The organism is Paraburkholderia sp. GAS82 (assembly GCF_050436285.1).
Taxonomy (GTDB): Bacteria; Pseudomonadota; Gammaproteobacteria; order Burkholderiales; family Burkholderiaceae; genus Paraburkholderia; species Paraburkholderia phenazinium_B.
The window spans coordinates 33,660-56,637 of record NZ_JBNDLX010000004.1; the positions used below are offsets into that span (position 1 = coordinate 33,660).

The following is a 22,978-nucleotide window of genomic DNA, read 5'->3' on the forward strand; positions in this document are numbered from 1 at the left end:
GCCATTGAAGCGCAGAAACGGCGCTGTCGCATCCGCAATCGGGCCATGATTGCAGATGCGAGACGCCGCCGGAAAAACCTGAACCATGTGGCGCCCCGTCTTGCAACGGAGCACCTCACGGATCAGCCCATGTGCAGACCGCCATTCAGCGAGAAATCGGCTCCCGTAGAAAAACCCGATTCGTCCGACGCGAGCCACGCTACGATCGAACCGATCTCATCCGGCTGGCCAAGACGGCGCACCGGAATCGTCGCAACGATCTTTTCCAGTACATCGGGACGGATCGACTTGACCATATCCGTGCCGATGTAGCCAGGCGAAACGGTATTCACCGTCACACCCTTGGTGGCGACTTCCTGAGCCAGCGACATCGTGAAACCGTGAATGCCGGCTTTTGCCGTCGAGTAGTTGGTCTGACCGAACTGGCCCTTCTGCCCGTTCACCGACGAGATGTTGATCACGCGCCCAAAGCCGCGCTCGACCATACCATCGATCACCTGCTTGGTGACGTTGAACAGACTCGTCAGGTTGGTGTCGATCACGGCCGTCCAGTCTTCATGCGTCATCTTGCGGAACACGACGTCGCGCGTGATGCCCGCGTTGTTGACCAGCACGTCGATTTCGCCGACTTCGGCCTTCACCTTGTCAAACGCCGCCCGCGTCGACTCCCAGTCGCCCACATTGCCTTCCGAGGCGATGAAGTCGAAACCGAGTGCCTTCTGCTCTTCGAGCCATTTGACCCGGCGTGGCGAGTTCGGGCCACAGCCGGCGACGACCTTGAAGCCTTCCTTATGAAGACGTTGGCAAATGCTCGTGCCGATGCCGCCCATCCCGCCCGTTACATACGCAATTCGCTGTGCCATAAACCACACTCCATTATCGTTTTTCCGAGGCGCCGACCGGCAGCCTCTTTCCTCGCCTTTACTGCATCATCTCCGCTGCCGCCGGGCGACCGGCCGGCGAGGCCGTCATACACCGCGCGCCGCTTCACCCCTCACCGCGGATGAAGCGCCCGCGCGGCAATCCTGCTCCGGGCAGGTGCGCTCAGAACCGCTCGACTGCCAGCGCCACGCCCATGCCGCCGCCGATACACAGCGACGCCAGCCCCTTCTTCGCATCCCGCTTCTGCATTTCGTGCAGCAGCGTGACGAGAATCCGGCAACCGGACGCGCCGATCGGATGGCCGATCGCAATCGCACCACCGTTCACGTTGATCTTCGAGGTGTCCCAGCCCATTTGCTGATGCACGGCAAGCGCCTGCGCAGCAAACGCTTCGTTGATCTCCATCAGATCGAGATCGGCCGGAGTCCAGCCCGCGCGTTCGAGGCAACGGCGCGACGCCGGCACCGGGCCCATACCCATCACCTTCGGATCGACGCCGGCGTTGGCGTAGGCCTTGATGCGGGCGAGCGGCGTGAGGCCGAGCGCTTCGGCTTTCTTGGCCGACATCACGAGCACCGCGGCGGCGCCGTCGTTCAGGCCCGACGCGTTAGCTGCCGTCACCGTGCCTTCCTTCGAGAAAGCAGGCTTCAGACTGGCGAGCGACTCGGCGGTCACGCCGTGGCGCACGAATTCGTCGGTGGCAAAACGCAGCGGCTCGCCCTTGCGTTGGGGAATCTCGACCGGCACGATTTCGTCGTCGAAACGGCCCGACTTCTGCGCGGCTTCCGCCTTGTTCTGCGACAGCGCCGCAAACGCGTCCTGCTGCTCGCGAGTGATGCCGTATTCCTTCGCGACGTTCTCTGCCGTGACACCCATGTGGTACTGGTTGTACACGTCCCACAGGCCGTCGACGATCATGCTGTCGATCAGCTTGGCATCGCCCATGCGGAAGCCGTCACGCGAGCCCGGCAGTACGTGTGGTGCGGCGCTCATGTTTTCCTGGCCGCCGGCCACCACGATGTCGGCGTCGCCCGCGATGATGGCGTTGGCCGCCAGCATCACAGCCTTCAGACCCGAGCCGCAGACCTTGTTGATCGTCATGCCGGGCACCGCCAACGGTAGCCCCGCCTTGATCAGCGACTGACGCGCCGGGTTCTGGCCCGAACCGGCCGTGAGAACCTGCCCCATAATGACTTCGCTGACCTGCTCGGGCTTCACGCCCGCGCGTTCGAGTGCAGCGCGAATCACGATGGCGCCGAGATCGGGTGCAGCGGTTTTCGCCAGCGACCCACCGAATTTACCTACTGCCGTACGCGCGGCCGATACGATCACTACATCAGTCATTTCAATTTCCTCCGGACGCTACGGCCAGTTGCTCCGCCGCCCGTCAAGTTAAAAATCCATTCAACTGCTCAACGCCGCTCGCGTCCCATACCGACTCACTAACCGAACCCCGCGTGTCACTCTTTTTGCATCACATAGCGCCCGGGCGCTGCCTCGATCACCGGATGCTCGGCCGAGCCCGCTGTAGCGCGCGCCTTGACCTTCTTGCCGCCATACTGATCGAGCCAGCGGGTCCACTCGGGCCACCAGCTGCCCGGTACGTCCTCGGCCTGATCGAACCAGTCGTCCGGACTCTCCGGCAAGCTCTTGTCTTCTGCCTTGAGCACCCAGTAATTGCGCTTGTTCTTGGCCGGCGGGTTGATCACACCCGCGATATGCCCCGAAGCACCGAGCACGAACTCGAGCGGTCCGCTCAGCAACGGCACCGAAGCATAGGCCGTGCGCCACGGCACGATATGGTCTTCCCGTGAGCCGTAGATGAAGGTCGGCACATCGATCAGCGACAGGTCCACCTTCTCGCCGCAGACGGTCAATGCATTCGGTTCGCGCAGACGATTCTCGAGATACGTGTTGCGCAGGTACCAGACGTACATCGGCCCGGGCAAGCTGGTCGAGTCGCTGTTCCAGTACAGCAGGTCGAACGGCATCGGCGTGCGACCCTTTAGATAATTGTCGACGACATAGTTCCACACCAGATCGTTCGGGCGCAGGAACGAGAACGCGTTGGCGAACTCGATGCCGCGCATCAGACCCGGTTGCGTGCCGTTCTTGCCGCCGATAGTCTGCTCGCGCATCTGCACATGGGCTTCGTCGACGAACACATCGAGCACACCCGTGTCGGAGAAATCGAGCATCGCGGTGAGCAGCGTCATCGAGGCAGCGGGATGTTCGCCGCGTGCCGCGGCGACCGCGAGCGCCGTGGCGAGCATCGTGCCGCCGACACAAAAGCCGAGCGTGTTGATCTGCTCGCGTCCACTGATCTGACGAACGGTCTCGATGGCGGTGAGCACACCTTCGTCGGTGTAATCGTCCCACGTCTTATGCGCAATCGATGCATCCGCATTGCGCCACGAAATCAGGAACACCTGGTGCCCCGATTCAAGCCCGTGAGCGACCAGCGAATTCTCCGGTTGCAGATCGAGGATGTAGAACTTGTTGATGCAAGGCGGCACGATCAGCAACGGCCGCTCGCGCACGCTCGCCGTGCGCGGCTTGTACTGGATCAACTGGATCAGGTCGTTTTCGAATACGACCGATCCTTCAGTGTTCGCGAGATTCTTGCCGACCACGAAACTCGATTCGTCGGTCTGCGAGATCTTGCCGCGTTTCAGATCGCTCAACAGATTGCTGACGCCTTGACGCAGGCTTTCACCTCGACTCTCGAGCAACGTCTTCTGCGCTTCCGGATTCAATGCGAAGAAGTTGCTCGGCGAGGTCGCTGCAGTCCATTGCTGAACCGCGAAGCGGATGCGCTCGCGCACCTTCGGTTCGGTGTCGAGCGCTTCGACCAGTTCCTGCAGGTAACGCGCGTTAAGGAGATACCATGCGGCCGTGAATGCGTAGGCCGGCGCGGCACTCCACGCATCTGAACTAAAACGGCGGTCTTTGAGTTCGGGGGCTTTCGACTTTGAGTCCGCCGATTGCTGAAGCAACTGCATCGCTTCACGCGAATAGTCGGCTTGCAGTTTCTGCAGACGCTCCGCAGGGATCGCCGCAGTAGGCAACTTCAGACCGGCAAACTGGCCCATGGCTGCGGCCGCGTTGCTGAAATCGGGCATGGCCGGCATGGCAGGCATCTGCGGCATCTGAAAGGCCGCAGCCTGACCCGCGCCAGGCACACCGAGCGAGCGCCATGCATTCATCCACGCATCGAGTAACTGCTGCGCACCGGCTTGCTGCTGGGTACGCTCCGCCGTGGAGTCCGTGCTTGAGGAAGTCGAGGATTGTGATGCTGCCATACCTGCTTTTGACCGGTGAGTCCTCGCGGACGGTTGAGAGGCAGGTTTCTAGCGCACGTGGGCGATTGCTCGCGACCTCGTCACGCCCTGTCCCGTGTGTGGGGGACATTCTTGCTCCCCATCGCAAGGCATGTCAATGCTTGTTCCCGATTTTGCCGCAGTGCGATATTTTTTTAATTATCGTTTTCCCCATGTATTTCATTGCACTAATGGAATGCCCTTGAACGAATCGACAGGAAATGTAAAAGGCCCGTATTACAGGGCCTTTTTATGCATTTAACGCTGGACGTGACAACGATTTTCAGCCGGCTCGATTGCACGCAGGTTAACCGGCGCATGCACTTCCGGCGACGCAACAAATAATCATGCCCTGCCCCCCGAACAAACCCTGATGTATACCGCTCGCCGCGGCTGCCACGGGCATGAATAAGCCGGTATCGTCAGTCGGCAAGCCAGATCATCGCGGCCATACGGCCTGTTATGCGATCGCGCCGGTATGAATAAAAACGCTCGCGTTCGGTCACCGTGCAGAGATCGCCGCCGCTAATCTGCGTCACGCCGAAACGTTGCAGGCGCAAACGTGCCAACGCGGGAAGATCGGCGAGATATTTACCGGGTGAATCGGGACGCGGCACAAATGCCTGAGCGGTGGCTTCGCGTTGCGAACCGTCGACATCGTTCATGAAGGCGTCACGCACGTCTGCCCCGACCTCGAATGCGGCTGGCCCGATCGACGGGCCCAGATATGCGTGTAGTGAGCCGGGTTGCGCACCCGCCAACCCGGCCACACGCTGGGCGGTCTTTTCGACCACGCCCGCAGCGAGGCCGCGCCATCCCGCGTGCGCGGCGCCCACCGCGCGGCCTTCGGCATCGCATAACAGGACGGGCATGCAATCGGCGATCATCACGACGCAGATCGTGCCGGGCCGGTTCGTCACGCTGGCGTCGGCGCGGACGAGCGGCGCGCCCGCGCGGGCCTGCTCGAGCACTTCGTGCGCGTCGACCACTTCCGCGCCGTGGATCTGTTCGAGCCAGGCCGCCTGGGCTCCGTCGGTCAACGCCCGCAGACGGGCACGGTTCTCGACGACGCATAACGGATCGTCGCCAGCCAGCCGGCCGAGATTCAGGCCACCCGGCCGATCGACGCCGTCGCTCCAGCGGCCATATGGCGGCAAGCTGACGCCGCCGTTGCGCGTGGTCACCAGCGCGCGCACGCGCGGCGGCGCCTGCCAGCCGGGTTGAAACACGTCGGCCCGGGTCAGCTCCGGGAAAGCGGATGCAGACGGTGTCGATTCAGGCTGGTTCATGCGCGGTCGTCCTCATCGTTGCCATCGTCGCCACCGTGCTCATGGTCGTCAGCTTCGTCGTCTTCGTCAGCTTCGTCCTCGTCGTCGAGAAATGCTTCGTAACCTTCCGCTTCCTCGTCTTCGTAATATGACTCGTCGAACTCGCCCGCCTCGTCACGGCCAAGTCCAAGCGCTGCCGACAGCGCCGCCATGTCTTCCGGGACCTCGGCGCGCCACTGCATGTCACGTCCGGTCCGCGGATGAATCAGCCCGAGGCGCCACGCATGCAGCGCCTGGCGTGCAAAGCCGTCCGGCAAAGGCGTGACCGAACGCTTGCCGCGCGCGCGACCATAGACCGGGTCGCCGAGCAACGGATGACCAATGTGCGCGCAATGCACACGAATCTGGTGGGTCCGCCCGGTTTCGAGATCGCAGTGGATCGCCGACACCGGTTGCCGCTGCCAGATAGCTGTGTCGACACGCCGGAAATGGGTACGTGCGGGTTTGCCCGCAGCACTCGTGACCACCGCCATGCGGGTGCGCTCGCGCGGATCGCGGCCGATCGGCGCATCGATGGTGCCTTCATCAGGCATGTTGCCCCATACGAGCGCGAGATAGCGGCGCTTGACGGTACGCGCCTGCAGTTGCCGTACGAGGTCGGTCTGCGCTTCGAGCGTGCGCGCCACCACCATCAAGCCCGAGGTTTCCTTGTCGAGACGGTGCACGATGCCGGCGCGCGGCAAACCGGACGCGGCCTCGCCGTAGCGGTGCAGCAAGCCGTTCAGGATGGTGCCGCTCCAGTTGCCGGCAGCCGGGTGCACGACCATGCCGGCGGGCTTGTTGATGACGACGAGGGTGTCGTCCTCATAGACCACGTCGAGCGGTACGGGCTCGGGCGTGAACGCAAGTTGCTCAGGCAGCAGGTCGGGCACGAGCTCGATCTGCGCGCCGAGCGGCACCGGTTTGCGGATCTTCGCGGGCTCGCCATCCACCAGCACGCGCTCCGCCTCGATCCAGCTTTGCAGACGGTTGCGCGAAAACTCCGGAAATACCTTGGCGAGCACCTTGTCGAGCCGCTCGCCGGCCAGTTCGTCGGGCACGGTCACCACGCGAGGCGTGTTGTCCACGGCTTTGCTGGCCACCGTCGGCACCTCGCTCCCGGCCTGATGGGGCACGAGCGCGTCGCCGTCAAGATCGTCATCTAACGAATCACTACCCAACGCGTCGGAGGGGTCAGCGCTTGGGCTATAATCTTTGTTGCTATTCCGGGCCCCTGCAGAGGGATCCGGATTATTTGATCGGGTCATTGAGTCTGGGTCACCTGGACGTAAAGCTAGACTGGAAAATGCGAGCCTTGAACACCATTACTGAATCGGCCCAAAAGACGGCGGCCTACAAGACGGCAGCCCAGACGACAGTCTGGACGACTGTCCGACGCATGGCCTCCCGGGTGGCACGGTATTTTGCGTGCGCCGCGGCCATTGCGATTGTGGCGGCCTGCCATGGCCTGCCGGAAAAGACCGATGAAACGGCTACCTGGCCGAACGCCAAATTATATACGGAGGCACAGGACTCCCTGTCCAACAAGGACTGGGGCAAGTGTGCGAAATACTTCGAAATGCTTGAGGGTCGCGATCCGTTCGGTCACTTCGCCCAGCAGGCGCAGATCAACGTGGCCTACTGTAACTGGAAAGACAGCGAGAACGACGCAGCCAATCAGGCTATCGACCGCTTCATCCAGTTGCACCCGGATCATCCGGATATCGCCTACGCGTATTACCTCAAGGGCATGATCAACTTCAACGACGACCTCGGTCTGTTCGGCCGTTTCTCCGGCCAGGACATGAGCGAGCGCGATCCGAAGTCGCTGCGCGAGTCGTATGACGCGTTCAAGGTGGTGGTGGACAAGTATCCGAACAGCAAGTACGCACCGGATGCTGCACAACGCATGCGCTACATCGTGAACGCGCTGGCGTCGCACGAAGTCCATGCAGCGGATTACTACTACCGTCGTGGTGCGTATGTCGCGGCAATCAACCGTGCGCAGCTTGCCATCAAGGATTACCGCAATGCGCCCGCGATCGAAGACGCACTGCACATCATGATGCTGTCGTATGAGAAGCTGAACCAGCCGCAACTGGCTGACGACACAAAGCGCATCCTGGCGGGCACGTTCCCGGACAGCCCGTACATCACCGGCCATGCGCGGCCAGGCACGGAGAAATCGTGGTGGCAGTTCTAAGCCGCATGCCTTGCGAGCGGCGCCGGATCTGATCCAGATCCACGCGTGATGAAAAAACGCCATGACTTTAAGGTCATGGCGTTTTTGTTTGTGCTTTTCGTTGGTTCGTACGGCTGGATTACGCTGGCGTCCGGAGCGCGTTCACGCCGGTGCAACGCCAGGCCAGCGGGTCATCGGGTCAGTCGCGCTCAAACAGCGCAATCGACTCCACATGCGAGGTATGCGGGAACATGTTGACCACGCCCGCTCCCTTGAGCCGGTAGCCTGCCTCGTGCACGAGCAGACCCGCATCGCGAGCGAGCGTCGACGGATTGCAGGATACGTAGACGATGCGCTTCGGCAGCGGACCATGACCGCTCTGCGCAATTTCAGCCAGTGCTTTCGATACCGCCAACGCGCCTTCACGCGGCGGATCGATCAGAAATTTATCGAAATGACCGAGCGCGCGCATATCGTCGGCGGTGACTTCGAACAGGTTGCGGCAGGCAAACGACGTGTGCCCTGCCACGCCGTTTTCCCCGGCATTCGCCAGTGCTCGTGTGGTGAGCACTTCACTGCCCTCGATCCCCACGACTTCCTTCGAAATCCGCGCAAGTGGCAACGTGAAATTGCCGATACCGCAGAACAGATCGAGCACACGATCGGTACGCGAGGGCGCCAGCAGACGTAGCGCACGCCCCACCAGCACGCGGTTGATCTGGTGATTGACCTGCGTGAAATCAGTCGGCTTGAACGGCATGCGGATGTCGTACTCCGGCAGCGTATAGTCGAGCCGGGCGTCGAGCGGATAGAACGGCACCACCGAGTCCGGCCCCTGCGGTTGCAGCCAGAACTGCACGTTGTGGGCATCGGCAAACTCTCGCAGCAGTTGTTCGTCGGCCGCGTTGATTGGCTCCAGAATGCGCAGGACCAGCGCCGTCACGGTTGAACCAACTGCCAGTTCGATCTGCGGCATACGCTCGCGAATCGACAGCCCTTCGACCAGCCGGCGCAACGGCACCAGCATCGCCGAAACATGCGGCGGCAGCACCTCGCAAGAAGTCATGTCGGCGATAAAGCTGCTCTTGCGTTCGTGAAAACCGACCAGCACACCGCCCTTCTTCGCCACGTGCCGCACGGTAAGACGCGCCCGATAGCGATATCCCCACGACGGACCGTGAATCGGCCGGTACACCGTTTCGGGCCGAAGCTTCGCCAGATGCGCGAGATTGTCTTCGAGTACGCGCTGCTTCACGGCGATCTGCGCGCGTACATCGAGGTGCTGCATGGAACAGCCTCCGCAGGTGCCGAAAAACTGACACTGCGGTTTGGTGCGAAGCACGCTCTCGCGCAGCACGTCGATCACTTCGGCCTGTTCGAAGCTCGGCTTCCTGCGATAGCTCAAATAAGTGACGCGTTCGCCAGGCAACGCGCCCTCGACGAAAATCACCTTGCCCGGCGTACCGTCTTCGTTGACGGTCCGGCCTACGCCACGCGCCTCCATGTCGAGCGATTCGACTTCGAGAATCGGGGCGATAACAGGCACAACGGACACACCCGCCTCGGCGGACGCTTTCTTCTTGCCTCTGGACGAACGGTTCGAGGCACGATGGGGGGCACTCTGAGACACCTGCGGCTTCCTGACAGACTATTGGGGGAAGGCGAGATTGTAGACGAACCGCGACCGCCGACGACGATCCGACGTTGCGGACGATCAACGCAACGCCCGCTTAGGACGCCACGCCGCCGCTGGCTCGCGCACGCTGCTATTGATCGAACGCCGCCAGATACTCGGCCCAGTGCGACGCCGGTTCCAGTGCGAGCGAGCTTTTCACGAGAGCGATTTCGTCCGCGTATTCCTCAGCGGAGAAACCGCCACGCATCAACTGGAAGCGGCAGTACAGCAGATAGGTGTTGACGACGTCCGTCTCGCAGTAATTGCGGATTTCTTCAATCCGCCCATCCTGAAACGCGTGCCAGACCTGGCTGCCGTCCATGCCGAGCTTGCCGGGAAAACCGCACATTTTTGCGAGCGCATCGAGCGGTGCGTTGGCGCGTGTCTGGTACATCGCCAGCACGTCCATCAGGTCCGTGTGGCGCGCATGATAGCGGCTGATGTAGTTGTTCCACTTGAACTCGCGATCGTCCTCGCCAAGGTCCCAGAAACGGTTCGCGGGAATCCCGTTGACCAGCGCGCGATAGTTCAGCACCGGCAAATCGAAGCCGCCGCCGTTCCACGAAACGAGTTGCGGCGTGTACTTCTCGATCACGCGGTAGAACGACTGCACCAGCGCCGCTTCGCCGTCTTCCAGCGTACCGAGCGAGCGCACCCGAAAACCATTGTTGTCGCGAAACACACAGGAAATGGCCGCGATCCGTTGCAGATGGTGCGGCAGGAAATCGCTGCCGGTTTTTTCGCGGCGCGCGGCAAAGGCGTGCTCGGCGACTTCGGCATCGGTCAGCGTGGCGGGCAAATCGTCGAGGCGGCGAATGCCGGCGACATCGGGAATTGTCTCGATGTCGAAAACAAGAATCGGTGTCATCAGTTTATAAAACGGCGTCCTTACGCACACCGTTAGAGGCAAAGAAGCGCTTCAGGCGAACCAGGGCTTCCTGCTGGATCTGGCGCACACGCTCGCGCGTGAGGCCCATTTCGTCGGCCAGCTCTTCGAGCGTGGCCGGCTCGATATGATTGAGGCCGAAGCGGCGCTCGATTACGTGACGGTGCTTGTCGGACAAACGGGCCAGCCACGCGCGCGTCAGGGTTTCCAGTTCGCGGTGCTGTACCTCGGCGTCCGGCGACTGGCTCTGGTCGTCGGACAGCAGATCGAGCAGGCTGCTGGCCGGATCGAGATCGAGCGGTGCGTCGAGCGAAGCGGTGTGCTCGTTCAGCGCGAGGATATCGGTGACTTCGTCGGTGGTCTTGCCGGTCAGATACGCGATGTCGTCGATGCTGGCGTCGCGGCGATCGGCTGCGTCGCCGGAGTTCATCGAGTTCTTCTCCAGATGGCGCTTGGCGCGCAGCACCTGGTTGAGTTCGCGAATCACATGCACCGGCAGGCGCACGGTGCGCGCCTGATTCATGATGGCGCGCTCGATGCTCTGACGGATCCACCAGGTGGCATAAGTAGAAAACCGGAAGCCACGCGTAGGATCGAACTTCTCGATGGCGTGCATCAGGCCGAGATTGCCCTCCTCGATCAGATCGAGCAGCGGCACTCCGCGGTTCAGATAACCTTTCGCGATACTGACGACAAGCCGCAGATTGCGCTCGATCATCACCTGGCGTGCCTCGAACTCGCCCGCTTTGGCCAGACGCGAGTAGCGTTGCTCTTCTTCCACCGTCAGCAGCGGCTTTACACTGATCCGGTTCAGGTAATGCTGAATCGTGTCAGCCGTGAGTTCGGCTTGCAGCAGCGCACGGAAATCGTCGGCGTCGGGCGCCGCGTCGCTGGCGCCTTCGCGGGTCTCGCCGGGCTCGTCCGCACCGGCCTGGCGCTCGTCCTGATCGCGCGCGTTATCGAGGTCGTCAACGCTATCGTCTTCGACCTCCGAAGCGACGCCGTCCTCCACCGTGACATGCGTGGCGCGGCTGATATTCTCAGACTCGGCTTGCGGCGGGCGGCGCTTCGATTTCGGCATGGTCGTATCGCTTATTGCGGCGGCAAATACTTCAGTGGGTCGACAGGTTTGCCCTGCCGGCGAACTTCGAAATGCAACATCACACGGTCCGAATCGCTATTGCCCATTTCGGCGATCTTCTGCCCCTTGGTTACCGCGTCTCCCTCTTTTACCATCAAAGCGCGGTTATGTGCATACGCCGTCAGATAAGTTGCATCATGCTTGATGATAATGAGATTGCCGTAACCGCGCAGCCCATTTCCAGCATAAACGACGCGTCCATCCGCAGCCGCTTTCACCGGATCGCCGGCAGCCCCGCCGATATTGAGGCCCTTGTTGGTCGAATCGTCGAACGTGCCGAGGATCGGACCGCGCACCGGCCAGGCAAACGCGAGACTGCTCGCCGGCGCTGCGCTCGCGTCGCCGGTGTCGCTCGCGCCGTTCTGCGGCGGGACCGACGGCGCGTTCGGACCAGCGCCGTAGGTCGGCGGCGGCGGCGCGATACCAGCCGGACCGCCCTGGCCGGGAGCCGGGTTCGGTCCAGGCGCAGGCGAGCCGCCGAGCGGCGCGGTCTGCACGCCCCCGCCCACGATCGGCGCGGTGGCCACACCCGGCGTCAGCGCGGCGACGTTCGCGCCCGGAGGCGCGACCCGCAGCAACTGATCGACCTCGATCTGGTTCGGGTTGGTCAGGTTGTTCCACGTCGCGATATCGCGATAATTCTGACCGTTCTCGAGAGCGATCCGGTAAAGCGTATCGCCCGGCTTCACCCGGTAATAGCCCGGAGGCGGCGGCCCCAGCGGCACCGGCGCCGCAGGCTGCTGCGCGGACTGGGTACCGAGGTCGCCGGATTTATCGACAACCGGCGCGTTATCGAGCCGAGTCGCACAGGCCGTCAACAGGGAGAGCGCGACCACGCACACGCTACGCTGGGCTACGGTCAGGTGGACATTCAGGCTTTTTATTTGCATCGCGCGCAACATACTCATCGGTTTCAGATCACTCCGGATTTTAAGGGTACAAAGAAAACGCGATCAAGCCTCGACTCGCGCCACTGCGCGGGTCCGGTGCGCTCGACGAGCGTAAGCACCTGCTGCGTCTGCCCATCCTGCGTACCGACCGGCGCGACGAGGCGCCCGCCGATAGCAAGCTGCTCGAGCAACGCCTGCGGCACGTCGAGCCCGGCCGCTGCGATCACGATCGCATCGAAGGGCGCGGCAGCCGGCAGTCCGATACGTCCGTCCCCGTAGTGCAGCCGGATATTCGGAATGCGCAGCGGACGCAGATTTGTCTTGGCGCGCTCGTAGAGCGGTTTGATGCGTTCAATCGAATAAACATCGCGTGCGACCTGGCTCAGCACAGCCGCCTGGTAACCGCAACCCGTGCCGATCTCGAGCACGTTGTTAAGCGTGCGGCCGGCGGCTGCCAGTTCGATCATCCGGGCGACCACGGACGGCTTGGAGATGGTCTGATGGTGACCGATCGGCAAAGCCGCATCCTCATAAGCCTGGGGCGCCAGGCCCGGGTCTACGAACATATGGCGCGGCACCACCGACATTGCATGCACCACGCGCTGATCGGTAATGCCGTTTGCCCGCAGGCGTTCGACCATGCGTTCGCGAACCCGTTCCGAAGTCAGCGCGAGTGCACCGTTCAACGCCACATTGGGTGCGCCGGCGCTTCGTTCCAAAGGGCGCAGTGTGACGGGCTTCGGCGGCGCGGCACGGTTGGCGAGCGTCGAAGCGGCGAGCACGGCGCCAGATTTGCTGCCGGCCGATGGCGCTACCTTGGCGACGGGTTTGGCTACAACCGGCTTGGGCGCCGCTGGCGCAGCTTTGACGGCCGGTTTCGCCATGGGTTTGGCTACAACCTGCTTGGCTACGATCGGCTTGGCCACCGCTGGCGCCGCTTTGGCGACCGGCTTCACGACAGGTTTAACGACGACGGCGGCCGCCGCCTTGACCGGCTGACCCGGAGCACGATTGCCCGCCGCCTCACCACGCGCCGGCGTCTTCGCCCGCGCACCGTTTGCACGGTCGGTCGCGGCGGCGAGATTCGCCGCGCGCACTTCGCCGGGGCGCCCTTCGGGCCGACGCGGCTCGCGCACGAGATCCTCGAGGCCAAGCGGAAAGCGCTTTGCGCGCTCCTGGGTCATGAAGCGCCGCTCCCGGCGCGTAGCCACTCGCGCGTCGCGGGCAACATGGCGGTATGAGTCAGATCGAGTTGCAGCGGCGTGATCGACACATGGCCGTTGGCGACGGCGTGGAAGTCGGTACCTTCGCTGGCATCGCGCGCGCTGCCCGACGGCCCGATCCAGTAGATCGGTTCGCCGCGTGGGTTGGTCTGCGGTATTACCGGCTGCGACGGATGCCGCTTGCCGAGACGGGTGACCTGCCACTCGCCGATCTGCTCGTACGGCAGATTGGGAATGTTGACGTTGAGTAACGGGTTCCCGGGCAGCGGATGCTCGAGATAATGGGCGACGATTTCCGCGGCGACACGGGTCGCGGCGTCGAGATGTCCCCAATCCTTGTCGACCAGCGAAAATGCGATCGCCGGTACGCCGAACATGATGCCTTCGGTGGCCGCAGCAACTGTTCCGGAGTACAGCGTGTCCTCACCCATGTTCTGGCCGTTGTTGATACCGGAGACGACCAGATCGGGCCGATGGTCCAGCATGCCGGTCAGCGCGATATGCACGGAGTCGGTCGGCGTGCCGTTCACGTAGTAGAACCCCGTCGACGAGCGCAGCACGGACAGCGGCCGCGACAGCGTCAACGAGTTCGACGCGCCGCTGCAGTTCTGCTCCGGCGCCATTACAGTGACATCGGCAAATGCCTTCAACGCCTCGTAAAGCGCAGCGAGGCCGGGCGCCAGATAACCGTCGTCGTTGCTGAGTAGGATTCGCATGCGGCGATTGTAACCGAGGAAAGAAGACGCGCGAACGACACTCCAGGCATCGCGCATCAGGTATGTCACACAAGGTAAAAACGCACGATCGTTCGGCTTGATTTACACTTCAGAATACCCGGGTGAACCCCGATCGAAATGGAGACACAATGCGCGCGATTCGCTGTATTCAGTACGGGCCGCCTGAGAGCCTTGCGGTAGTCGATCTGCCCGACCTCGAGCCGCAAGCTGGCGAGGTGGTGATCGACGTCAAGGCAGCCAGCGTCAATTTTCCCGACGTGTTGATCATCGAGAACAAATACCAGTTCAAGCCGCCGCTGCCGTTCACGCCGGGCTCGGAAGTCGCCGGTATCGTGCGCGCGGTCGGCGCCGGAGTAACCCAGTTCCAGCCGGGTGCGCGGGTGGTGGCGTTCACGGGCCAGGGCGGTTTCGCTGAGCAGGCCGTGGCGCCCGCAGCGGCTTGCGTGCCGCTTGCCGCGGGCATCGACTTTTCGGTCGCGGCGGCTTTCACGCTCGCCTATGGGACGTCGCACCACGCGGTGGTCGATCGTGGCGCGTTAAAGGCCGGCGAAACGATGCTGGTGCTAGGCGCCGCGGGCGGCGTGGGGCTAGCGGCTGTGGAGATCGGCAAGGCGCTCGGCGCACGCGTGATCGCGGCGGCCTCTTCCGACGAGAAACTCGCCATCTGCGTCAAACACGGCGCCGATGCGACCATCAACTACAGCACCGAAGATCTGCGCGAGCGCATCAAGGCGCTGACCGACGGCAAAGGGCCGGACGTGATCTACGATCCGGTCGGCGGGATCTACGCCGAGCCGGCGTTTCGCAGTATCGGCTGGCGCGGCCGCTATCTCGTCGTGGGATTTGCCAACGGCGAGATTCCAAAGCTGCCGCTCAACCTGACTCTGCTGAAGGGCGCGAGCGTCGTCGGCGTGTTCTGGGGCGATTTCGCGAAGCGCGAGCCGCAGCACAACGCGGCGGCGTTCAAGGAAATGACCGGCTGGATCGGTGAAGGCAAACTGCGCCCGTACGTGTCGGCGCACTATCCGCTGGAGGAAACCGGGCGGGCGCTGCGTGAAATGGCCGAACGACGGGTGGTCGGGAAGATTGTGATTACGCCGTAGGCGTTGATGCAGCGTTTGCTCGTCGAACATCAACGACAGCTGGAAAAAACGGCGTTCAAGGTCAATCGATCGCACGCCGTTTTTCTTCACCCAGGCTCACACGACCTGCTGCGCGTGCAGCCGCGCAATATGCTCGGCATCGTAGCCGAGCGAGCGCAAAACCTCATCCGTATGTTCGCCTAGTTCCGGCCCCAGCCAGCGTGTTTCGCCGGGCGTCCCGGAGAGCTTCGGTGTCACCGCGGGCAAGGTGATTTCCTTGCCGTCCTGCCATTTGAAGCGCTGGATCATCTGACGCGCCATGAATTGCGGATCGGTGAACATATCGGCGACGCTATAGATACGGCCCACCGGCACATCCGCGGCGTTCAGCACCTCGAGCGCTTCGTCGATCGTGCGGGTGGCAAGCCACGTGGCAATCGCCTGATCGATCTCCTGAGTGCGCGGCACGCGCCCGTCGTTGTGCGCCAGCGCGGGATCGTTGGCGAGATCTTCGCGTTCGATGGCGAGCATCAGGCGTCTGAAAATCGGATCGCTGTTGCCGCCGATCACGATGCTGCCGTCGCGGCACGGATACGTGTTCGAAGGCACGATGCCCGGCAGCGACGCGCCGGTGCGCTCGCGCACCATGCCGTAGACGCCGTACTCGGGCACCACACTCTCCATCATGTTGAAGACCGCTTCGTAAAGCGCGACGTCGACCACCTGCCCTTTGCCGCCATTCGCCTGACGATGATGCAGCGCCATCAGCGCGCCGATCACGCCATGCAGCGCCGCGATCGAATCGCCGATCGAGATACCGATGCGCGGCGGCGGCAATTCCGGATAACCGGTGATATGACGCAAGCCGCCCATCGATTCGGCAATCGCGCCGAATCCTGGCCGGTCCCGATAGGGTCCGGTCTGTCCATAGCCGGATAGACGCACCATCACGAGGCCAGGGTTTTCGGCCGACAGCACGTCATAGCCGAGCCCGAGCTTCTCGAGCAGCCCAGGGCGGAAATTCTCGACGACGATGTCAGCTTCCTTCGCCAGCCGCCGCACGATCTCCTTGCCCTCCTCGGCCTTCAGATTGATCGTCACGGATTTCTTGTTGCGGGCCTGCACAGCCCACCACAGCGACGTGCCGCCGACTTCCGGATAGAGCTTGCGCCATTTGCGCAGCGGATCGCCGCCCTTCGGATCTTCGATCTTGATCACGTCGGCGCCGAACTCGCCGAGAAAACGCGCCGCGAACGGCCCCGCGATCAGCGTGCCGAGTTCGAGCACTTTCACGCCGGCCAGCGGGCCGGCGGGACGTGTCGCGTCAAGGGTTGCGCTCATGGGTCTCCTGGATAACGCCGGGCCTGGCCGCGCTACAGCGAGCGCCGGTCGAGCATTGCGCGGGCGATCGTGCCGGCGTCGACATATTCGAGCTCGCCACCCACCGGCACGCCGCGCGCGAGGCGCGTAACGGCGAGTCCGCGCGCCTTGAGCGTCTGCCCGAGGTAATGCGCGGTCGCTTCGCCTTCGTTGGTGAAATTGGTCGCGAGTACGACTTCCTTGACGATGCCATCTGACGCGCGCTTAACGAGCCGGTCGAAATGGATCTCCTTCGGTCCGATGCCGTCGAGCGGACTCAGGCGCCCCATCAGCACGAAATACAAACCGCGGTAGGTCATGGTCTGCTCGAGCATGATCTGGTCGGCCGGTGTCTCGACCACGCATAGCAGCGCCGGATCGCGCTCTTCGTCACTGCAAACCTCGCAGATCTGCGCCTCGGTGAAGGTATTGCACTTCTCGCAGTGCTGCAGATGCTCGGTCGCAAACAGCAGCGACTGGCCGAGCTTTTCCGCGCCCTCGCGGTCATGCTGCATCAGGTGATAAGCCATGCGCTGCGCGGATTTCGGCCCGACACCGGGCAGCGCGCGCAGCGCTTCGACGAGCGCCGACAAGGCGGAAGGTTGTTTCATGCGGAACCGGCGGCGTCGAAATGCGGTGTTATATCAGAACGGCAGCTTGAAGCCCGGCGGCAGCGGCAAGCCAGCGGTCATGCCACCCATTTTTTCCTGGGCGGTGGCTTCGGCCTTGCGCACGGCGTCGTTGAAGGCTGCGGCGACGAGGTCTTCCAGCATGTCCTTGTCGTCGGCGAGCAGGCTCGGATCGATCGTGACGCGGCGCACCTCGTTCTTGCACGTCATCGTCACCTTGACGAGACCTGCGCCCGACTGCCCTTCCACCTCGATCTGCGCGAGCTGGTCCTGCATCTTCTTCATGTTTTCCTGCATCTGCTGAGCCTGCTTCATCAGCCCGGCGAGTTGGCCTTTCATCATGGACATGCTCCTTCTTGATAGCGTGAAATCTGGGGGATGGCGCTATGATGCGCCGCAAATCAATGCGTTGACGGGGCGTTGCCCGCGGCATCCGGCGCGATAGGCCGGATGGATCCCGGCACGATGCTCGCGCCGAACTCGCGGATCAGCGATTGTACGAACGGGTCGGAGCCGATCTCGCGTTCAGCCTCTTTCTGGCGCTGCGCGCGGGCGGCGGCGTCGAATGCCGCAGCCGTACGGCGCGCCGGACCGACTTCGACCACAACGTCGAGTTCTTTGCCCAGGCGCTCAGCGAGCGCCGCCTTGAGCTTGGCGACCTGGGAGGCTTCAGCATACTGCGGGACCGGCACACTCAGTTTGAGCGTGCTGCCTTCGAGCGCCATCAGTTCGCTGTTGAAGGCGAGCTGGTAGGAAATGCCCTTGAGCGCGAGGCCTACGGCAAGTGCCGGCCAGTCGCCGTTGAAACCGATGGGGTCAAGCGGGATGGCGGGCGGTAACGGGCGTGTGTCGAGCGGCACTGGTACGGCGGCTGCGGCAGCCGCTGGCACACGCACGTCGTCGGGACCTACGTCGAATACCGGCACGTAGCCGTCGTCGGGCGGGCCGAAATAATCGTCCTCGGCTGAGAGCGGCACGTAGTCGTCGGGCGGCATGTCGTCCCACGGCGCGACGGATGGTGCGCCTTGGGTGCCGCCGTTGCCGTTGCCGTTGTTACGCGGAGCCGCCGACGTTGGTGTCGCCGACGAGCCACGAGCGGGAGCGGCTTCCTGGGTGTTGCGCGGCGCACCGGGTGTCGGCACGGGTACGTTCACGCGCGGAGCAGCGGGCTTCGCTGGAACAACCGGTGAAGGTTTGGCCGCTGCGACCGGTGTTGCAGCACTCCCGCGACCGCGGTCCGAAGACACTTTCAGGCCAGCGCTGCGTAAAACGTCGAGCGCGGCACTGGCGCCGCCCGCGCGGCGCGGCGCGGCGTCGGCAAGCGGAGCCTCCGTGCGAACGGCGGGTGCAGGAGATGCCGGCAGCGGTACGGTTGAAGTCGCGGTGGGCACAGCCGGTTCACTGTGCAACACGGCGGCCTCCGATGCACTTTCACCCCGCACTGGAACCGCTTCTTGATCTTCGGCAAACGCCTCGGCATCCGCGACGGGAGTTTCTGCCTCTACCGCCAAAGTCGTGGCGGCACTCGCCTCGCGTAGTGCGGCCTCTTGTGTCGGCTCAATGGCTGGTTGCAGGTTTTCTTCGGCCGGACCGGCTGCTTCAGGCACTCCTTGCCGTGCGGCCTGACCAGATTCCCGAGGAGACGCGGATTCGGCTGAGGACGGCACCAATGCGCTTTCTTGCACGTTAGCCGCGTGAGACTCTGCACCCCGAGCCACGACCGTTTCAGGACCGGCGGCGTCAGCACGATCAGCAACGGCCTGGGTTGTCGACGCTGCCGCCGGCGTTACCGCGACGGCACGCGCCGCTTGCCCTTGCGACGCAGCCACAGCCGGCGAGCCACTGCGCTTCGCGCCCCCCGTACCCGACGCTCCCGCCGGACGGGTCGTGCTCGGACCGCCGCCACCGCCGCCGGTCGGAGCCGGCTCAAAGGCCAGCATCCGCAGCAGCGCCATCGTGAAGCCAGCGTATTCGTCCGGCGCGAGGCCGAGTTCGCTCCGGCCGATCGTCGCAATCTGATAGAACAACTGCACCTGCTCCGCACTCAACGCCTCGGCGAAACGGCGTAAATCCATCGCCTCGGGCCACTCATCAAGCACCGACGACGGCGCAAACTGCGCCCACGCAATCCGGTGCAGCAAGCTGGCCAGATCCTGCAACGCGGTCGAAAACGACAGGCTGCGCAGCGACATTTCATCGGCCACGGCCAACACAGCCGGACCGTCGCCATCAGCGAGCGCGTCGAGCAGACGAATCAGATAACTCTGGTCCAGCGCGCCGAGCATCCCGCGCACCGCTTCGTCGGTCACCTGATTGGCCGAATAGGCGATGGCCTGGTCGGTCAGCGAAAGCGCATCGCGCATCGAGCCGTCCGCTGCGCGCGCCAGCAGGCGCAACGCCTGCACCTCGAACGGCACGTGTTCCTCGCCGAGGATATGCTCCAGATGCGACACGATGTGCCCAGCCGGCATCTGCTTCAGATTGAATTGCAGACAGCGTGACAGGACGGTGACCGGAATCTTTTGCGGATCGGTGGTCGCAAGAATGAACTTGACGTGCGGCGGCGGTTCTTCCAGCGTCTTCAACATGGCGTTGAAGGCGTGATTCGTGAGCATGTGCACTTCGTCGATCATATAGACCTTGAAGCGCGCATCGACCGGCGCATAAACCGCTCGCTCGAGCAGTGCGGCCATTTCGTCGACGCCGCGGTTACTCGCGGCATCCATCTCCACATAATCGACAAAGCGCCCTTCGTCGATCTCCCGGCAGGCGCGACAGACGCCGCACGGCGTCGAGGTCACGCCGGTTTCGCAATTGAGCGCCTTCGCGAAGATGCGCGAGAGCGTCGTCTTGCCGACGCCGCGGGTTCCGGTAAACAGATAGGCATGGTGCAGACGCCCGCCGTCGAGCGCATGCGTGAGCGCGCGCACCACGTGCTCCTGTCCGACGAGCGAAGCGAAATCCTTCGGTCGCCATTTGCGTGCGAGAACTTGATAGGTCATCGGGAAATTGTATCAGTAACAATAGCGCGCAAAGGCGATTCGACCACGTACGGGCAGGCGTCATCGCCTCATTGAAAAGAGCAACTGAACCGATAGGAAAAAATAGTGGGAAGCGAGAGTAGCGAACCGTCGAACGACGAACACACCACGAGTAGCCTGCACGCGAAGAACCGCCCAGAGGCACCGCGAATACAACGCGAGAATCGCTGAAGAAAACCGGACACCGCAGGGATCAGATACGCGCAGACCCGAAACAGGAATTTCAGGCCAATAGCGGGGCAAACTACAGAAAGAAAAAGGAAGGTGACGAGCCCGACCCTCGGCACTGGTGGAAAACGGCTGTGGCTGCTTCGTTCCCGACCTGACCAGGTTGACCGCCCCTCCATGCGAGGAGGCCCGTCACGAAAGATTCTACCATCGGTCAGCCCGCGAGGCGAAGCAAATCCCAACAAAGTTAGCTGCGAGGCCACTTGTGTTCGCCTGCGCCACCACCAGATAGTGTGTGTTACAGAGGTGGCCACGCTACCGGCAGGCCTTAGCCCTACTGGCCGCATGAGTACTATCACCACCGGCAACGCATAGCAATTTAGGCTAAACTGACGTACGAATGTCCCGTAAAGCCGAGCATTCTGCCCATTCCGGAGCACTTCGAGAGAATCGCCCGCGAATGTTCAGCACGGCTCCCTTTGCGGCAACGCGAACAGAAGTTTTCTTAGTTTGATGTATCGTGGCGAGCAATCCAGGCGGGCCTCGATCCGAGAGAGGTATACATGAGCGAACAAATCAAGCATATCAGCGACGCATCGTTCGAACAGGACGTCGTTAAATCCGACAAACCCGTGCTGCTCGATTTCTGGGCTGAATGGTGCGGTCCGTGCAAGATGATTGCGCCGATCCTCGACGAAGTCGCCAAGGACTACGGCGACCGCCTGCAGATCGCCAAGATCAATGTGGACGAACACCAGTCGACGCCGGTCAAGTTCGGCGTGCGCGGCATCCCCACGCTGATCCTCTTCAAGAACGGCGCCGTCGCGGCCCAGAAGGTCGGCGCCCTGTCGAAGTCGCAACTCACTGCGTTCCTCGACGGCAACCTGTAATCTGTTTTAATTGAAACACCGCGGTTCGTGTTGTCGCACGACAACACGAACCGTGAGAAGATACGTTTGTGCCGCGCCGGCTGAAATTGGCGTGTGCTATGCTAGAATCCGCAAAACGTCGAAAAGACGCTTAAGTCCCTGAGCGGTTCCGCTCACTCTCCTCCCAGATTTCATTTCAGGTCGCACCTTCTCCTGCGGGTTCTCCGTATGCATTTATCCGAGCTTAAGACTCTGCACGTGTCCGAATTGATCGAGATGGCCAATGGCCTCGAGATCGAAAGTGCGAACCGCCTGCGCAAGCAGGAATTGATGTTCGCCATTCTTAAAAAGCGCGCCAAAACTGGCGAAACGATTTTCGGCGACGGCACGCTCGAGGTGCTGCCTGACGGCTTCGGCTTCCTGCGCTCGCCGGAAACCTCCTATCTGGCGAGTACGGACGATATTTATATCAGCCCGTCGCAAATCCGCCGCTTCAACCTGCATACCGGCGACACGATCGAAGGTGAAGTCCGCACGCCGAAAGACGGCGAGCGTTATTTCGCGCTGGTGAAGGTCGACAAGGTCAACGGCCAGCCGCCGGAAGCCTCGAAGCACAAGATCATGTTCGAGAACTTGACGCCGCTGCACCCGAACAAGGTGCTGCTGCTCGAGCGTGAGATGCGCGGCGAAGAAAACGTGACCGGCCGCATCATCGACATGATCGCGCCGATCGGCAAGGGCCAGCGCGGCCTGCTGGTGGCATCGCCGAAGTCCGGTAAAACCGTGATGCTTCAGCACATCGCACACGCGATCAAGCAGAACCATCCGGATGTCATCCTGTTCGTGCTGCTGATCGACGAGCGCCCGGAAGAAGTGACCGAAATGCAGCGTTCGGTGGCCGGCGAAGTGATCGCCTCCACGTTCGACGAACCGGCTGCGCGTCACGTCCAGGTCGCCGAAATGGTGATCGAAAAGGCCAAGCGCCTCGTCGAAATGAAAAACGACGTGGTGATTCTGCTGGACTCGATCACGCGTCTCGCTCGTGCCTACAACACCGTGGTGCCGGCTTCGGGCAAGGTGCTCACGGGTGGTGTGGACGCCAACGCGCTGCAACGTCCGAAGCGCTTCTTCGGCGCGGCCCGTAACATCGAGGAAGGTGGCTCGCTCACCATCATCGGTACGGCGCTGATCGAGACGGGCAGCCGCATGGACGACGTGATCTACGAAGAGTTCAAGGGCACCGGCAACATGGAAGTGCACCTCGAGCGCCGTCTGGCTGAAAAGCGCGTGTACCCTTCGATCAATCTGAACAAGTCCGGTACGCGTCGCGAAGAGCTGCTGATCAAGCCGGAAGTTCTGCAAAAGATCTGGGTGCTGCGCAAGTTCATTCACGACATGGACGAAGTCGAGTCGATGGAATTCCTGCTAGACAAGATCCGTCAGACGAAGAGCAATTCCGAGTTCTTCGACATGATGCGTCGAGGCGGCGGCAGCTGATAGCCGGCCTGCACATCGCCGGCACGTTGTAGTACGCAACGCGTCGAGCTCGCAAAAACCGCCTGTCTTTTCGCAGGCGGTTTTTTTTCG

Annotated in this window: 19 protein-coding genes and 1 other RNA gene; 4 read left to right on the forward strand and 16 right to left on the reverse strand. The window is 62.6% G+C overall.

Annotation, left to right across the window (positions count from 1 at the left end; genetic code table 11):
• Nucleotides 1–122: 122 nt before the first annotated feature.
• From P3T17_RS13665 to P3T17_RS13685, 5 genes are all read right to left on the reverse strand, one after another.
• Nucleotides 123–863: a 3-ketoacyl-ACP reductase gene (locus P3T17_RS13665; protein ID WP_074264804.1), complete on the reverse strand. Its 741-nt coding sequence runs from the start codon at nt 861–863 to the stop codon at nt 123–125.
• Nucleotides 864–1,044: 181 nt separating this feature from the next.
• Nucleotides 1,045–2,226, reverse strand: a complete 1,182-nt coding sequence (locus P3T17_RS13670; RefSeq protein WP_429407260.1) for an acetyl-CoA C-acetyltransferase — start codon at nt 2,224–2,226, stop codon at nt 1,045–1,047.
• Between the two features lie 116 nt (nt 2,227–2,342).
• Nucleotides 2,343–4,088 (reverse strand): class I poly(R)-hydroxyalkanoic acid synthase, encoded by a 1,746-nt coding sequence (phaC, locus tag P3T17_RS13675; protein WP_429407891.1) that lies wholly within the window; start codon nt 4,086–4,088, stop codon nt 2,343–2,345.
• 536 nt (nt 4,089–4,624) lie between these two features.
• The gene (gene pgeF, locus P3T17_RS13680) at nt 4,625–5,491 is read right to left on the reverse strand and encodes a peptidoglycan editing factor PgeF (protein ID WP_429407262.1); all 867 of its coding nucleotides are present in this window, start codon (nt 5,489–5,491) and stop codon (nt 4,625–4,627) included.
• The gene (locus P3T17_RS13685; protein WP_429407264.1) at nt 5,488–6,777 is read right to left on the reverse strand and encodes an RluA family pseudouridine synthase; all 1,290 of its coding nucleotides are present in this window, start codon (nt 6,775–6,777) and stop codon (nt 5,488–5,490) included. The genes pgeF and P3T17_RS13685 overlap by 4 nt, the downstream gene beginning before the upstream one ends.
• 38 nt (nt 6,778–6,815) lie before the next feature.
• Here P3T17_RS13685 and P3T17_RS13690 point away from each other — a divergent pair, with 38 nt between their 5' ends.
• On the forward strand, nt 6,816–7,712 hold the full coding sequence (locus P3T17_RS13690) for an outer membrane protein assembly factor BamD (RefSeq protein WP_074264809.1): 897 nt from the start codon (nt 6,816–6,818) through the stop codon (nt 7,710–7,712).
• A 178-nt stretch (nt 7,713–7,890) separates the two neighbouring features.
• Here P3T17_RS13690 and rlmD read toward each other — a convergent pair whose 3' ends face one another.
• From rlmD to surE, 6 genes are all read right to left on the reverse strand, one after another.
• A complete protein-coding gene (rlmD, locus tag P3T17_RS13695; RefSeq protein WP_429288508.1) occupies nt 7,891–9,246 on the reverse strand; it encodes a 23S rRNA (uracil(1939)-C(5))-methyltransferase RlmD in 1,356 nt (451 codons plus the stop codon).
• A 211-nt stretch (nt 9,247–9,457) separates the two neighbouring features.
• Nucleotides 9,458–10,234: a 3'-5' exonuclease gene (locus P3T17_RS13700; RefSeq protein ID WP_429407266.1), complete on the reverse strand. Its 777-nt coding sequence runs from the start codon at nt 10,232–10,234 to the stop codon at nt 9,458–9,460.
• A gap of 4 nt (nt 10,235–10,238) precedes the next feature.
• A complete protein-coding gene (gene rpoS / locus P3T17_RS13705; protein ID WP_074264812.1) occupies nt 10,239–11,333 on the reverse strand; it encodes an RNA polymerase sigma factor RpoS in 1,095 nt (364 codons plus the stop codon).
• 11 nt (nt 11,334–11,344) lie between these two features.
• A complete protein-coding gene (locus P3T17_RS13710; RefSeq protein ID WP_429407268.1) occupies nt 11,345–12,301 on the reverse strand; it encodes a peptidoglycan DD-metalloendopeptidase family protein in 957 nt (318 codons plus the stop codon).
• A gap of 5 nt (nt 12,302–12,306) precedes the next feature.
• Entirely contained in the window at nt 12,307–13,467 is a 1,161-nt protein-coding gene (locus tag P3T17_RS13715) for a protein-L-isoaspartate(D-aspartate) O-methyltransferase (RefSeq protein ID WP_429407270.1), read from the reverse strand.
• A complete protein-coding gene (surE, locus tag P3T17_RS13720) occupies nt 13,464–14,222 on the reverse strand; it encodes a 5'/3'-nucleotidase SurE (RefSeq protein WP_074266093.1) in 759 nt (252 codons plus the stop codon). Before surE ends, P3T17_RS13715 begins: the two co-directional genes overlap by 4 nt.
• Before the next feature lie 149 nt (nt 14,223–14,371).
• Between surE and P3T17_RS13725 the strand changes: the two genes are divergently transcribed.
• The gene (locus P3T17_RS13725; RefSeq protein ID WP_074264815.1) at nt 14,372–15,346 is read left to right on the forward strand and encodes an NADPH:quinone oxidoreductase family protein; all 975 of its coding nucleotides are present in this window, start codon (nt 14,372–14,374) and stop codon (nt 15,344–15,346) included.
• Between the two features lie 96 nt (nt 15,347–15,442).
• Here the strand turns inward: P3T17_RS13725 and P3T17_RS13730 are convergent, their stop codons facing one another.
• The 5 genes from P3T17_RS13730 to ffs all read right to left on the reverse strand — a co-directional run bounded on the left by P3T17_RS13730 (nt 15,443) and on the right by ffs (nt 20,716).
• Nucleotides 15,443–16,666 (reverse strand): CaiB/BaiF CoA transferase family protein, encoded by a 1,224-nt coding sequence (locus P3T17_RS13730; RefSeq protein WP_074264816.1) that lies wholly within the window; start codon nt 16,664–16,666, stop codon nt 15,443–15,445.
• 32 nt (nt 16,667–16,698) lie between these two features.
• Complete coding sequence (recR, locus tag P3T17_RS13735) at nt 16,699–17,295, reverse strand: recombination mediator RecR (RefSeq protein ID WP_429407272.1); 597 nt, start codon at nt 17,293–17,295, stop codon at nt 16,699–16,701.
• Between the two features lie 33 nt (nt 17,296–17,328).
• On the reverse strand, nt 17,329–17,655 hold the full coding sequence (locus tag P3T17_RS13740; RefSeq protein WP_074264818.1) for a YbaB/EbfC family nucleoid-associated protein: 327 nt from the start codon (nt 17,653–17,655) through the stop codon (nt 17,329–17,331).
• Between the two features lie 59 nt (nt 17,656–17,714).
• Entirely contained in the window at nt 17,715–20,315 is a 2,601-nt protein-coding gene (locus P3T17_RS13745) for a DNA polymerase III subunit gamma/tau (protein WP_429407274.1), read from the reverse strand.
• A gap of 302 nt (nt 20,316–20,617) precedes the next feature.
• Nucleotides 20,618–20,716, reverse strand: an RNA gene (ffs, locus tag P3T17_RS13750) — signal recognition particle sRNA small type.
• Between the two features lie 369 nt (nt 20,717–21,085).
• On the opposite strand from ffs, the gene trxA reads away from it, so the two are divergent.
• Nucleotides 21,086–21,412 (forward strand): thioredoxin TrxA, encoded by a 327-nt coding sequence (trxA, locus tag P3T17_RS13755; RefSeq protein ID WP_074264820.1) that lies wholly within the window; start codon nt 21,086–21,088, stop codon nt 21,410–21,412.
• A gap of 207 nt (nt 21,413–21,619) precedes the next feature.
• A complete protein-coding gene (gene rho / locus P3T17_RS13760) occupies nt 21,620–22,888 on the forward strand; it encodes a transcription termination factor Rho (protein WP_074264821.1) in 1,269 nt (422 codons plus the stop codon).
• The last annotated feature ends 90 nt before the right edge of the window (nt 22,889–22,978 follow it).

Bases quoted from the DNA above. Each gene is read 5' to 3' on its own strand.
- P3T17_RS13665 (WP_074264804.1), bottom strand. From the start codon at position 863: ATGGCACAGCGAATTGCGTATGTAACGGGCGGGATGGGCGGCATCGGC.
- phaC (WP_429407891.1), bottom strand. From the start codon at position 4,088: ATGAATGCATGGCGCTCGCTCGGTGTGCCTGGCGCGGGTCAGGCTGCG.
- surE (WP_074266093.1), bottom strand. From the start codon at position 14,222: ATGCGAATCCTACTCAGCAACGACGACGGTTATCTGGCGCCCGGCCTC.
- P3T17_RS13725 (WP_074264815.1), top strand. From the start codon at position 14,372: ATGCGCGCGATTCGCTGTATTCAGTACGGGCCGCCTGAGAGCCTTGCG.
- P3T17_RS13700 (WP_429407266.1), bottom strand. From the start codon at position 10,234: ATGACACCGATTCTTGTTTTCGACATCGAGACAATTCCCGATGTCGCC.
- P3T17_RS13685 (WP_429407264.1), bottom strand. From the start codon at position 6,777: ATGACCCGATCAAATAATCCGGATCCCTCTGCAGGGGCCCGGAATAGC.
- P3T17_RS13710 (WP_429407268.1), bottom strand. From the start codon at position 12,301: ATGAGTATGTTGCGCGCGATGCAAATAAAAAGCCTGAATGTCCACCTG.
- rho (WP_074264821.1), top strand. From the start codon at position 21,620: ATGCATTTATCCGAGCTTAAGACTCTGCACGTGTCCGAATTGATCGAG.
- rpoS (WP_074264812.1), bottom strand. From the start codon at position 11,333: ATGCCGAAATCGAAGCGCCGCCCGCCGCAAGCCGAGTCTGAGAATATC.
- P3T17_RS13715 (WP_429407270.1), bottom strand. From the start codon at position 13,467: ATGACCCAGGAGCGCGCAAAGCGCTTTCCGCTTGGCCTCGAGGATCTC.
- P3T17_RS13690 (WP_074264809.1), top strand. From the start codon at position 6,816: ATGCGAGCCTTGAACACCATTACTGAATCGGCCCAAAAGACGGCGGCC.
- trxA (WP_074264820.1), top strand. From the start codon at position 21,086: ATGAGCGAACAAATCAAGCATATCAGCGACGCATCGTTCGAACAGGAC.
- P3T17_RS13740 (WP_074264818.1), bottom strand. From the start codon at position 17,655: ATGATGAAAGGCCAACTCGCCGGGCTGATGAAGCAGGCTCAGCAGATG.
- P3T17_RS13670 (WP_429407260.1), bottom strand. From the start codon at position 2,226: ATGACTGATGTAGTGATCGTATCGGCCGCGCGTACGGCAGTAGGTAAA.
- recR (WP_429407272.1), bottom strand. From the start codon at position 17,295: ATGAAACAACCTTCCGCCTTGTCGGCGCTCGTCGAAGCGCTGCGCGCG.
- pgeF (WP_429407262.1), bottom strand. From the start codon at position 5,491: ATGAACCAGCCTGAATCGACACCGTCTGCATCCGCTTTCCCGGAGCTG.
- P3T17_RS13745 (WP_429407274.1), bottom strand. From the start codon at position 20,315: ATGACCTATCAAGTTCTCGCACGCAAATGGCGACCGAAGGATTTCGCT.
- P3T17_RS13730 (WP_074264816.1), bottom strand. From the start codon at position 16,666: ATGAGCGCAACCCTTGACGCGACACGTCCCGCCGGCCCGCTGGCCGGC.